The sequence below is a fragment of the Kitasatospora sp. NBC_01539 genome, from assembly GCF_045040525.1.
In the GTDB taxonomy this organism is placed as follows: Bacteria; Actinomycetota; Actinomycetes; order Streptomycetales; family Streptomycetaceae; genus Kitasatospora.
Genome location: NZ_CP109390.1, coordinates 3,086,058 through 3,097,878, shown reverse-complemented (window position 1 = coordinate 3,097,878; position 11,821 = coordinate 3,086,058). Strand labels below are relative to the sequence as shown.

Here is an 11,821-nt window from a genome sequence, read left to right as displayed (position 1 = left end):
ATAAGCGCTGGCAGGGGCGGCTTGTCTTTTGCTGCCGGAACAACTTACGGTGTCGTAACCTACGCATCCGTAAGTGAGTCGGTCCCGGACCTCGCGAGAGGTCGGCCCGGGGCCCGCGTCCCGCTCGTCAGGCCCCCTCCCGGGCCCCCGCCCCGATCCGTTCCCGACACCGTCCGTGCGCCGCCCGGCGCTCGCGCCCGATGCGCCGGACGCCGCCCAAGGAGCACCAGCCATGACCACAGCACCCCCGCAGCGCACCGCCCCGCCCGTGTCGACCGCCTGGACCGACGCCAAGCTGATCATGGCGCTGGAAGAGGTCGTGGAGACCGAGCTGGACCGCCACCTCAAGGTCGCCAAGGAGTGGATGCCGCACGAGTACGTGCCGTGGGGCCAGGGGCGCGACTTCGACGGCGTGCTCGGCGGCGAGGCGTGGTCGCTGGACCAGTCCAAGGTCACCCCGCTGGCCAGGATCTCGCTCGTGGTCAACCTGCTCACCGAGGACAACCTCCCGAGCTACCACCACGAGATCGCGACGATGTTCGGCCGCGAGGGCGCCTGGGGCACCTGGGTGCACCGCTGGACGGCGGAGGAGGGCCGGCACGGGATAGCCATCCGCGACTACCTCCTCGCCACCCGGGCCGTCGACCCGGTGGAGCTGGAGCGGGCCCGCATGACGCACATGGCGGAGGGCTTCGAGTCGGACAACTCGCACAGCATGCTGCACTCCGTCGCGTACGTGGCCTTCCAGGAGCTCGCCACCCGCATCTCGCACCGGAACACCGGCCACCACTCCGGCGACCCGCTCTGCGACCAGCTGTTGGCGAAGATCGCCAACGACGAGAACCTCCACATGGTCTTCTACCGGAACCTCCTCCGGGCGGCCCTGGAGATCGCGCCGGACGAGGCGATGAACGCCATCACCGAGGTCGTCACCGACTTCCGGATGCCGGGCCACGGCATGCCCGGCTTCGAGCGCTCGGCGGTCCAGATCGCCATCGGCGGCGTGTACAACCTGCGGATCCACCTCGACGACGTCCTGCAGCCCGTGCTCCGCAACCTGAAGGTCATGGAGACCACCGGGCTGGGCGCGTCCGGCCAGGCCGCGCAGGACCGCCTCGGCGTCTTCCTGGAAGGCCTCGACGCGCAGGCCACGAAGTTCGACGAGCGGCAGGCCGCGCTGCTCGCGCGCCGCGCCGCCAACGCCGCCCGGAAGTGATCCGCGCCCGTCCTGCCCCGCCGTGGCGGGCGTTCGGGGCGGGCCGGATTGTCATGATTTTTCGGAAAGGCCCCCGGTGTGAGCAGGCTCACACCGTGCCGCCCGACACGTTCGGCCGAGGCCGTCCGGCCGCGGACGCGCCGTCGCGGACCGTGGCGCAGGGTGACGGCCCCCGAAGTTCACCGATTTGTCGATCTGGCGCCAAATAGCCTGCAGTTGAGGTGATTTGGCCGCCGGAGTGGCGGGGTCCGGCTACCTTCGGTAGCCGCCCCGTCCGGGATGCGCACCCATACGGGTGAGGCCCGGCCAGGGTGTCCGAACGCCATTCGGTCACCCCAACGGGTCCGAAACCGGGTGTCGATTGAGTAACGGGGCTTGAAGTAAGGCAAAATCTCCGCCTCGGGTCGGGCACAAGACCGGCCCCCCACGCGTTACGTGCGCTGGAGATACCCGCACACACCCAAAGGGGGAGAGCGAAACATGGCAACGGACTACGACACCCCACGTAAGACCGATGACGACCTCAACGAGGACAGCATCGAGGAACTGAAGGCGCGCCGAAACGAGAAGACGACCGGTTCGGTCGACATCGACGAGTTCGACGCGGCGGAGGGCCTCGAGCTGCCCGGGGCAGACCTCTCGAACGAGGAGCTGTCGGTCAGGGTGCTGCCGCGCCAGGCCGACGAGTTCACCTGCATGAGCTGCTTCCTGGTGCACCACCGCAGCCAGCTGTACAGCGAGAAGAACGGGCAGCCGATCTGCCGGGACTGCGGCGCCTGAGCACCGCGGGGAACGGCCCGGGCCCGACGCCTCACCGTCGGCCCGGCAGGTCATCCCGCCGGCCCTGGGCAGCAGGGCCGGAGGCCGACGCGGACCCCACGGGGTGCCGCACCCGCAGGAGTCAGGCCTGCGACACGAGGAGCATGGGGACGGTCCGCACCCGCGGAGCCGTCCCTCCTCCGTCTCCGGGCCCGGACGGCCCGCCTCCGCCCGTCCCCGCGCGGCTCGACCGGGCGCGAGCGGGAGGACGCCTCCCGCCCGCCTCCGCCCGGAGCGGCCGGAAGACGGAGAAGGGCCCGGGCATCGGCCGTACGGCCTGCCACGGGCCCTCCAGGGGGCGTCAGGGGGTCAGCGCTGGGGACCCCGGCGGGAGCCCTGCAGCGCGTCGGCCAGTTTCTGCGGCGAACGCGTCGAGAGGTACAGGTACGGCGTGGGGTCGGCCGGGTCGGTGACCTCCACCCGCAGCGCGGTCGGGACGTAGCTCCGCAGCAGCATGAAGGCGCGCGGGTCGGCCTTCACCGAGCGCCAGGCGACCGCCTCGGACGGGTTGAGGACCTCGACGCCGCCCAGGGCGTCGACCGGGATCCGGGCCTGCCCCGCGACGAGCGACCCCTGCACCACCCTGATCCGGGCCGAGCCGTAGCTGCTGAGGGCCGCCGCGGTCGCGGCGATGCCGACGACCAGTCCGATCAGCGCGCCGAGGGCGCTGAAGCGCAGCAGGATCAGGGCGAACGAGAACCCGGTGGCGAGGGTGAGCAGCCACCAGGACCGGGGCACGGTGAGGCGTTCGTCGTACATGCCCCCATTGTGGGCGGCCCGACCGCGGACTCCGGCCGCGACCCCTCCTCAACCGTTGCTACCGGCAGGTAAGGTCCCCGCTGTGACCGGATCCATCGCCTCCGCCCCGACGCCCGGCAGCGCCGACGACGACCCCGCGGCCCGCCCCGTCGCGCTCCTGCCCACCACGCCGCCGCCCGGCGCGGTCCTGCCGCCCCGGGCCTCCGGCGCGCCGGCCCCCGGGACGGTGCTCGACCCGCACTACGACCTCTGCTTCGGCTGCGGCCCCGACCACCCGCAGGGACTGCGGCTGACCGCGGTGGCCGGCGAGGGCCTCACCGTCGACTCGCGGTTCACCGTCCGGGAGGTCCACCAGGGCGCGCCCGGCCTCGCCCACGGCGGCGTGCTGACCACGGCGATGGACGAGGCGCTCGGCACGCTGAGCTGGCTGCTGCACGCCCCGGCGGTGACCGGTCGGCTGGAGACCGACTTCGTCCGCCCGGTGCCGGTCGACGCCGACCTCCATATCCACGCCCGGGTGACCGGCGTGCACGGGCGCAAGGTCTACAGCGCGGCCGAGGGCCGCATCGGCGGCCCCGACGGGCCGGTGGCGGTCAGGGCCCAGGCGCTCTTCGTCCAGGTGAAGCTGGAACACTTCACCACGCACGGTCGTCCGGAGGACATCAAGCAGGCCCTGGACGACCCGGATCTGTTCAAGCGCGCCCGAGCCTTCGAGGTGAACCCGTGACCAGCACTGCCCGTCCGCCGGTGGACATCCTGATCAGGCGGATCGATCCGGAGCTCCCGCTCCCCGGCTACGAGCACCCCGGCGACGCCGGCGCGGACCTCCGCACCACCGTCGACGCCGAGCTCGCGCCCGGCGAGCGGGCGGTTCTCCCCACCGGTGTCGCCATTGCGCTGCCGGACGGTTACGCGGCGTTCGTGCACCCGCGATCCGGGCTCGCAGCTCGTTGCGGAGTTGCCCTCGTGAACGCCCCGGGGACGGTCGATGCCGGGTACCGTGGTGAGATCAAGGTGATCGTCGTCAATCTGGACCCGCGCGAAGGCGTCAGCTTCCGCCGAGGGGACCGTATCGCCCAGCTGGTCGTCCAGCAGGTCGAGAGAGCGCGGTTCCACGAGGTGGCCGAGCTGCCCGGCTCGGCGCGAGCCGAAGGCGGGTTCGGGTCGACCGGCGGCCACGCCGCGGTCTAGCATGCCCGCGGTCTCGCAGTAGCCGAGCAGGTATTCACTTCGGTCCCCGGGCCTCAGCCCCGGACCGGGAAGGACAGTGACCGTGTTCCGTCGTCGCCAGAAGAGCGAGGACGCTGTCGAGCAGCTCGCCGAGGACGCCATCAGCGCCGACGAGACGGCCGATGACGTCGAAGGTTCCGCCGAGAGCGAGAACGACACCGAGCTGGACCCGACGGAGCGGGTCGGCCTGCCGCCGGCCCCGCGCCCGGACGGTCCGTGGGACGTCTCGGAGCTCGAGAAGCCCGAGGAGGGCCGCGTGGACCTCGGAGGTCTGCTCGTGCCCGGGGTCGAGGGCATGGAGCTCCGGGTCGAGGTGGCCGGGGACGCCATCGTCGCCGCCACTCTGGTCCTCGGCAACAGCGCGATCCAGCTCCAGGCATTCGCCGCACCGAAGTCCGAGGGCATCTGGGGCGAGGTCCGCGACGAGATCGCGAACGGCATCACCCAGCAGGGTGGCCTCGTGGAGGAGGAGGAGGGCACGCTCGGGTGGCACCTGCGCGCCCAGGTCCCCGTCCAGCTTCCCGACGGCACCCAGGGCGTGCAGCTCGTCCGCTTCGTCGGCTGTGACGGGCCGCGCTGGTTCCTCCGGGGTGTGATCTCCGGCCAGGCCGCGGTCCAGCCCGAGATGGCCGGCATCCTGGAGCAGGTCTTCCAGCAGACGGTCGTCGTCCGCGGCGAGACGCCGATGGCGCCGCGCGACCCGATCGTGCTGAAGCTCCCCGAGGACGCCCAGATGGTGGCCGACGGTGCGCCCGCCGAGGGCGACCCGCGCTTCGGCGGGGGCGCTCTCGACCCGTTCGCCCGTGGCCCGGAGATCACCGAGGTCCACTGAACCGACAGCTCCGCCTCCGCCGGGCCGCCGCCCGGCGGAGGCGATTTGCTTGCGGGGGTCCGGTCCCCGTACAGTTCCGGAGTCGCACCGAGAGGGGCGGCAAAAGCGAGTCGGAGAGAAAAAGCCCGGTGAAACGGGCCGGAAACACTCTGATAAGCTGGGAACACGAAAGAGCGAAACACCCGGAGGGTCCGCTGGAAGGCGGTCCGAAGGAAGTGTCCGTTCCTTGAGAACTCAACAGCGTGCCAAAAGTCAACGCCAGATATGTTGACATCCCCGGCCTCAGGATTTCCTGGGGTTGGAGATTCCTTTTGTAGTAAATAACACAGCGAGGACGCAGTGCGCGGGGCTCCCTATTCCGGGGGTTGCCGTGCCGCTCAACGCGGGTGTGAACCCGATGACGGGTAATCATTCACGGAGAGTTTGATCCTGGCTCAGGACGAACGCTGGCGGCGTGCTTAACACATGCAAGTCGAACGGTGAAGCCCTTCGGGGTGGATCAGTGGCGAACGGGTGAGTAACACGTGGGCAATCTGCCCTGCACTCTGGGACAAGCCCTGGAAACGGGGTCTAATACCGGATATGACCGTCTTCCGCATGGTTGACGGTGTAAAGCTCCGGCGGTGCAGGATGGGCCCGCGGCCTATCAGCTTGTTGGTGGGGTAATGGCCTACCAAGGCGACGACGGGTAGCCGGCCTGAGAGGGCGACCGGCCACACTGGGACTGAGACACGGCCCAGACTCCTACGGGAGGCAGCAGTGGGGAATATTGCACAATGGGCGAAAGCCTGATGCAGCGACGCCGCGTGAGGGATGACGGCCTTCGGGTTGTAAACCTCTTTCAGCAGGGAAGAAGCGCAAGTGACGGTACCTGCAGAAGAAGCACCGGCTAACTACGTGCCAGCAGCCGCGGTAATACGTAGGGTGCGAGCGTTGTCCGGAATTATTGGGCGTAAAGAGCTCGTAGGCGGCCTGTCGCGTCGGATGTGAAAGCCCGGGGCTTAACCCCGGGTCTGCATTCGATACGGGCAGGCTAGAGTGTGGTAGGGGAGATCGGAATTCCTGGTGTAGCGGTGAAATGCGCAGATATCAGGAGGAACACCGGTGGCGAAGGCGGATCTCTGGGCCATTACTGACGCTGAGGAGCGAAAGCGTGGGGAGCGAACAGGATTAGATACCCTGGTAGTCCACGCCGTAAACGTTGGGAACTAGGTGTTGGCGACATTCCACGTCGTCGGTGCCGCAGCTAACGCATTAAGTTCCCCGCCTGGGGAGTACGGCCGCAAGGCTAAAACTCAAAGGAATTGACGGGGGCCCGCACAAGCAGCGGAGCATGTGGCTTAATTCGACGCAACGCGAAGAACCTTACCAAGGCTTGACATACGCCGGAAACGTCTAGAGATAGGCGCCCCCTTGTGGTCGGTGTACAGGTGGTGCATGGTTGTCGTCAGCTCGTGTCGTGAGATGTTGGGTTAAGTCCCGCAACGAGCGCAACCCTTGTTCTGTGTTGCCAGCATGCCTTTCGGGGTGATGGGGACTCACAGGAGACTGCCGGGGTCAACTCGGAGGAAGGTGGGGACGACGTCAAATCATCATGCCCCTTATGTCTTGGGCTGCACACGTGCTACAATGGTCGGTACAAAGGGCTGCGATGCCGCGAGGCGGAGCGAATCCCAAAAAGCCGGCCTCAGTTCGGATTGGGGTCTGCAACTCGACCCCATGAAGTTGGAGTTGCTAGTAATCGCAGATCAGCATGCTGCGGTGAATACGTTCCCGGGCCTTGTACACACCGCCCGTCACGTCACGAAAGTCGGTAACACCCGAAGCCGGTGGCCTAACCCTTGGGAGGGAGCCGTCGAAGGTGGGACCAGCGATTGGGACGAAGTCGTAACAAGGTAGCCGTACCGGAAGGTGCGGCTGGATCACCTCCTTTCTAAGGAGCACATAGCCGGTTGCGAGCGAATGTCTCGCACGGTTGCTCATGGGTGGAACGTTGACTATTCGGCACATCGAGTACGGCTCTGTAAGTACTGCTTCGGCGTGGAAAACAGGGATACGGCTTGGTGGGTCGGGCACGCTGTTGGGTCCTGAGGGGACGGCCGTCTGGTCTGTTGCCTCTGGGTGCCGGCCTCACGTGACTGCACCGTTCGGTGTGGGAGGGTGGGTGTCTGGTCGTTGTTTGAGAACTGCACAGTGGACGCGAGCATCTGTAGGCCAAGTTTTTAAGGGCGCACGGTGGATGCCTTGGCACCAGGAACCGATGAAGGACGTGGGAGGCCGCGATAGGCCCCGGGGAGCTGTCAACCGAGCTTTGATCCGGGGGTGTCCGAATGGGGAAACCCGGCAGTCGTCATGGGCTGTCACCCATACCTGAACACATAGGGTATGTGGAGGGAACGCGGGGAAGTGAAACATCTCAGTACCCGCAGGAAGAGAAAACAACCGTGATTCCGGGAGTAGTGGCGAGCGAAACCGGATGAGGCCAAACCGGCATGGTGTGAGACCCGGCAGGGGTTGCCATGACGGGGTTGTGGGAAAGTTCTTCAGTCGTCTGCCGGCGGCTGGGCGAGTCAGAAACCGTATGGGTAGTCGAAGGACATGCGAAAGGTCCGGCGTAGAGGGTAAGACCCCCGTAGACGAAATCTGTACGGCTTGCTTGAGCTTCTCCCAAGTAGCACGGGGCCCGAGAAATCCCGTGTGAATCTGGCGGGACCACCCGCTAAGCCTAAATATTCCCTGGTGACCGATAGCGGATAGTACCGTGAGGGAATGGTGAAAAGTACCGCGGGAGCGGAGTGAAATAGTACCTGAAACCGTGTGCCTACAAGCCGTGGGGGCATCTCCTTGTGGGGTGTGACTGCGTGCCTTTTGAAGAATGAGCCTGCGAGTTTGCGGTGTGTAGCGAGGTTAACCCGTGTGGGGTAGCCGTAGCGAAAGCGAGTCCGAATAGGGCGGTCATAGTTGCATGCCCAAGACCCGAAGCGGAGTGATCTAGCCATGGGCAGGTTGAAGCGCGGGTAAGACCGTGTGGAGGACCGAACCCACCAGGGTTGAAAACCTGGGGGATGACCTGTGGTTAGGGGTGAAAGGCCAATCAAACTCCGTGATAGCTGGTTCTCCCCGAAATGCATTTAGGTGCAGCGTCGTGTGTTTCTTGCCGGAGGTAGAGCACTGGATAGGCGATGGGCCTCAACGGGTTACTGACCTTAGCCAAACTCCGAATGCCGGTAAGTGAGAGCGCGGCAGTGAGACTGTGGGGGATAAGCTCCATGGTCGAGAGGGAAACAGCCCAGAACACCGACTAAGGTCCCTAAGCGTGTGCTAAGTGGGAAAGGATGTGGAGTCGCAGAGACAACCAGGAGGTTGGCTTAGAAGCAGCCACCCTTGAAAGAGTGCGTAATAGCTCACTGGTCAAGTGATTCCGCGCCGACAATGTAGCGGGGCTCAAGCACACCACCGAAGTCGTGTCATTCACAGAATACGCCCAACGGCGCTGTGGATGGGTAGGGGAGCGTCGTGTGCCGGGTGAAGCAGCGGAGGAATCCAGTTGTGGACGGTTCACGAGTGAGAATGCAGGCATGAGTAGCGATACAAGAGTGGGAAACTCTTGCGCCGATTGACCAAGGGTTCCTGGGTCAAGCTGATCTGCCCAGGGTAAGTCGGGACCTAAGGCGAGGCCGACAGGCGTAGTCGATGGACAACGGGTTGATATTCCCGTACCCGCTTTGAAGCGCCAACGTCGAACCTCTTGATGCTAAGCCCGCGAAGCCGGCCCGGAGTCTTCGGACAATGGGACGTGGTGGAGCCGGTGACCCAACGGGGTAGTAGGTGAGCGATGGGGTGACGCAGGAAGGTAGTCCAGCCCGGGCGGTGGTAGTCCCGGGGTAAGGGTGTAGGCCGAACGGTAGGCAAATCCGCCGTTCATTGAGGCTGAGACCTGATGCCGAGCCGATTGTGGTGAAGTGGATGATCCTATGCTGTCGAGAAAAGCCTCTAGCGAGTTTCATGGCGGCCCGTACCCCAAACCGACTCAGGTGGTCAGGTAGAGAATACCGAGGCGTTCGGGTGAACTGTGGTTAAGGAACTCGGCAAAATGCCCCCGTAACTTCGGGAGAAGGGGGGCCATTCCTGGTGATGAGTCTTGCACTCTGAGCTGGGGGTGGCCGCAGAGACCAGCGAGAAGCGACTGTTTACTAAAAACACAGGTCCGTGCGAAGCCGTAAGGCGATGTATACGGACTGACGCCTGCCCGGTGCTGGAACGTTAAGGGGACCGGTTAGTCCGATTTCGGTCGGGCGAAGCTGAGAACTTAAGCGCCAGTAAACGGCGGTGGTAACTATAACCATCCTAAGGTAGCGAAATTCCTTGTCGGGTAAGTTCCGACCTGCACGAATGGCGTAACGACTTCTCGACTGTCTCAACCACAGGCCCGGTGAAATTGCATTACGAGTAAAGATGCTCGTTTCGCGCAGCAGGACGGAAAGACCCCGGGACCTTTACTATAGCTTGATATTGGTGTTCGGTTCGGCTTGTGTAGGATAGGTGGGAGACTTTGAAGCCGTGACGCCAGTCATGGTGGAGTCGACGTTGAAATACCACTCTGGTCGTGCTGGATGTCTAACCTGGGTCCGTGATCCGGATCAGGGACAGTGTCTGGTGGGTAGTTTAACTGGGGCGGTTGCCTCCTAAAGAGTAACGGAGGCGCCCAAAGGTTCCCTCAGCCTGGTTGGCAATCAGGTGTTGAGTGTAAGTGCACAAGGGAGCTTGACTGTGAGACTGACGGGTCGAGCAGGTACGAAAGTAGGGACTAGTGATCCGGCGGTGGCTTGTGGAAGCGCCGTCGCTCAACGGATAAAAGGTACCCCGGGGATAACAGGCTGATCTTCCCCAAGAGTCCATATCGACGGGATGGTTTGGCACCTCGATGTCGGCTCGTCGCATCCTGGGGCTGGAGTAGGTCCCAAGGGTTGGGCTGTTCGCCCATTAAAGCGGTACGCGAGCTGGGTTTAGAACGTCGTGAGACAGTTCGGTCCCTATCCGCTGTGCGCGTAGGAGTGTTGAGAAGGGCTGTCCCTAGTACGAGAGGACCGGGACGGACGAACCTCTGGTGTGCCAGTTGTCCTGCCAAGGGCATGGCTGGTTGGCTACGTTCGGGAGGGATAACCGCTGAAAGCATCTAAGCGGGAAGCCTGCTTCGAGATGAGCACTCCCACCTCCTTGAGAGGGTAAGGCTCCCAGTAGACGACTGGGTTGATAGGCCGGATATGGAAGCCCTGTAAGGGGTGGAGTTGACCGGTACTAATAGGCCGAGGGCTTGTCCTCAGTTGCTCGCGTCCACTGTGTTGTTCTGAAACAACGACCCCCATCGCACCAGGCTGTGTCCTGAGTTCGCGGGTGGGTGGTGACAGTTTCATAGTGTTTCGGTGGTCATAGCGTGAGGGAAACGCCCGGTTACATTCCGAACCCGGAAGCTAAGCCTCGTAGCGCCGATGGTACTGCAGGGGGGACCCTGTGGGAGAGTAGGACGCCGCCGAACAATCATTCCAGTGAAGCCCCCTCCCGTCCGGGAGGGGGCTTGACTGCGTTTACGGGACGTTTCTGCCGGCGGGAGTTCCCGGAAATTCAGGTCCGCGCCACCAGGGCGTACCGTTCGTCGGGCACGACGCGGCCCCAGAGCGCGGCGTCGTGTGCGAGCGGGGTGACCGTCAGCTCGCGCACGTGCGGTCGGAGCGCCGCCGCGAGGGTCTCGGCGCGTACACCGCCGGCCCAGGGCAGCCGGGGCGCCCCTGGCGCGTACGGGCGGTCGTCGCCGTCGGCCTGGGCCCACCGGCCCTCGACGAGCACGAGGGTGCCGCCGGGCCGGAGCAGTGTCGTCCAGTGGCGGAGGGTGCTCTCCGGCGAGGGCAGGGTCCACACGAGGTGCCGCGAGAGCACGGCGTCGTAGCCGGTGAGGCGGGCCGGCGGGGCGGCGGCGTCGCCGACGTGCAGGTCGGCGTCGAGGCCGGCGGCGGTGAGCTTGGTGCGGGCCCGGGCGATCATCTGCGGGGCGAGGTCGATGCCGGTCACCCGGTGGCCCTGCCGGGCGAGCAGGGCCGTGAGCGATCCGGTGCCGCATCCGAGGTCCAGGACGTGGCCGGGCGAGGCCGGGAGCCAGTCGCGGAGGCGTGCGGCCCAGGCGGCCCGGACGGCCGGGTCGCGGAGCCCGTGGTCGGGTTCTTCGTCGAAGGTGGCGGCCGCGGTGTCCCAGTAGGTGCTGATCGGTGATCGGTGATCGGGGGTCGGTCATCGGCCGAGTGTCGCACCCGATCCGGACATCCGATCCGGACATCCGATCCGGACCCCCGGGCGGTGACCCGCGGGGACCGGGAGGGACCGGCAGGGAGGGCGTGCGAGGCGGTCAGAGGGCGCGTTTGAAGCCCACGTGGGAGGCGGTGAAGCCGAGGCGCTCGTAGAACCGGCGGGCGTCCGTCCGGGAGGCGTCCGAGGTCAGCTGGACGAGGTCCGCCCCGAGCTCGCGGGCGCGTTCGACGGCCCATTCGACCAGGTGGCCGCCGAGGCCCCTGCCACGCTCCTCGGCGTGGACCCGGACGGCCTCGATGATCGCCCGGGTCGCTCCGCGGCGGGCGAGGCAGGGCACCAGGGTGAGCTGGAGGGTGCCGACCGTCCGGCCGTCGCGTTCGACGACGACCAGGTGCTGCTGCGGGTCGGCCGCGATGCGGGCGAACGCCGCGCGGTAGGGCGCGAGGTCGTCGGGCGTCTCCCGGCCGGCGCCGAGCGGGTCGTCGGCGAGCATGGCGACCACGGCGGGCAGGTCGGCGCTGGTGGCGGGTCGGATGATCGGGTCGGTCATGGACCGACCCTACGGGCCGGCGCCGTCGGGCGGGTCGGGCGGTTCCGGGTGAGGTGTCCGGTTGTCGGTGCCGGGCGGTACGGTGCGTGGCACGGCGGTCACCGCGTCGAGCGTC

Annotated in this window: 8 protein-coding genes and 3 rRNA genes; 8 read left to right on the top strand and 3 right to left on the bottom strand. The window is 66.0% G+C overall.

Annotated features, from left to right (window positions below; genetic code table 11):
* Positions 1 to 232: 232 nt before the first annotated feature.
* Both OG335_RS13205 and OG335_RS13200 read left to right on the top strand, forming a co-directional pair.
* Entirely contained in the window at positions 233 to 1,216 is a 984-nt protein-coding gene (locus tag OG335_RS13205; protein WP_405011292.1) for an acyl-ACP desaturase, read from the top strand.
* Between the two features lie 480 nt (positions 1,217 to 1,696).
* Entirely contained in the window at positions 1,697 to 1,996 is a 300-nt protein-coding gene (locus OG335_RS13200) for a DUF4193 domain-containing protein (RefSeq protein WP_030277357.1), read from the top strand.
* Between the two features lie 348 nt (positions 1,997 to 2,344).
* On the opposite strand, the gene OG335_RS13195 is transcribed toward OG335_RS13200, so the two are convergent.
* Entirely contained in the window at positions 2,345 to 2,794 is a 450-nt protein-coding gene (locus OG335_RS13195) for a DUF3093 domain-containing protein (protein WP_405011291.1), read from the bottom strand.
* A gap of 157 nt (positions 2,795 to 2,951) precedes the next feature.
* Here OG335_RS13195 and OG335_RS13190 point away from each other — a divergent pair, with 157 nt between their 5' ends.
* From OG335_RS13190 to rrf, 6 genes are all read left to right on the top strand, one after another.
* Entirely contained in the window at positions 2,952 to 3,521 is a 570-nt protein-coding gene (locus OG335_RS13190) for a PaaI family thioesterase (RefSeq protein ID WP_405015381.1), read from the top strand.
* On the top strand, positions 3,518 to 3,985 hold the full coding sequence (gene dut / locus OG335_RS13185) for a dUTP diphosphatase (protein ID WP_405011290.1): 468 nt from the start codon (positions 3,518 to 3,520) through the stop codon (positions 3,983 to 3,985). The genes OG335_RS13190 and dut overlap by 4 nt, the downstream gene beginning before the upstream one ends.
* Positions 3,986 to 4,067: 82 nt before the next feature.
* Positions 4,068 to 4,856: a DUF3710 domain-containing protein gene (locus OG335_RS13180; RefSeq protein ID WP_405011289.1), complete on the top strand. Its 789-nt coding sequence runs from the start codon at positions 4,068 to 4,070 to the stop codon at positions 4,854 to 4,856.
* Between the two features lie 411 nt (positions 4,857 to 5,267).
* Positions 5,268 to 6,789 (top strand): 16S ribosomal RNA (locus OG335_RS13175).
* Between the two features lie 279 nt (positions 6,790 to 7,068).
* Positions 7,069 to 10,178: ribosomal RNA gene (locus OG335_RS13170) — 23S ribosomal RNA — on the top strand.
* Between the two features lie 97 nt (positions 10,179 to 10,275).
* Positions 10,276 to 10,392: ribosomal RNA gene (rrf, locus tag OG335_RS13165) — 5S ribosomal RNA — on the top strand.
* Together the 16S, 23S and 5S rRNA genes form the textbook arrangement of a ribosomal RNA operon.
* 86 nt (positions 10,393 to 10,478) lie before the next feature.
* On the opposite strand, the gene OG335_RS13160 is transcribed toward rrf, so the two are convergent.
* Together OG335_RS13160 and OG335_RS13155 are read right to left on the bottom strand one after the other, a co-directional pair.
* Positions 10,479 to 10,982: a class I SAM-dependent methyltransferase gene (locus OG335_RS13160; RefSeq protein WP_405015380.1), complete on the bottom strand. Its 504-nt coding sequence runs from the start codon at positions 10,980 to 10,982 to the stop codon at positions 10,479 to 10,481.
* 271 nt (positions 10,983 to 11,253) lie between these two features.
* On the bottom strand, positions 11,254 to 11,706 hold the full coding sequence (locus OG335_RS13155; RefSeq protein WP_405011288.1) for a GNAT family N-acetyltransferase: 453 nt from the start codon (positions 11,704 to 11,706) through the stop codon (positions 11,254 to 11,256).
* Between the last annotated feature and the right edge of the window lie 115 nt (positions 11,707 to 11,821).

Bases quoted from the DNA above. Each gene is read 5' to 3' on its own strand.
- OG335_RS13205 (WP_405011292.1), top strand. From the start codon at position 233: ATGACCACAGCACCCCCGCAGCGCACCGCCCCGCCCGTGTCGACCGCC.
- OG335_RS13200 (WP_030277357.1), top strand. From the start codon at position 1,697: ATGGCAACGGACTACGACACCCCACGTAAGACCGATGACGACCTCAAC.
- OG335_RS13195 (WP_405011291.1), bottom strand. From the start codon at position 2,794: ATGTACGACGAACGCCTCACCGTGCCCCGGTCCTGGTGGCTGCTCACC.
- OG335_RS13155 (WP_405011288.1), bottom strand. From the start codon at position 11,706: ATGACCGACCCGATCATCCGACCCGCCACCAGCGCCGACCTGCCCGCC.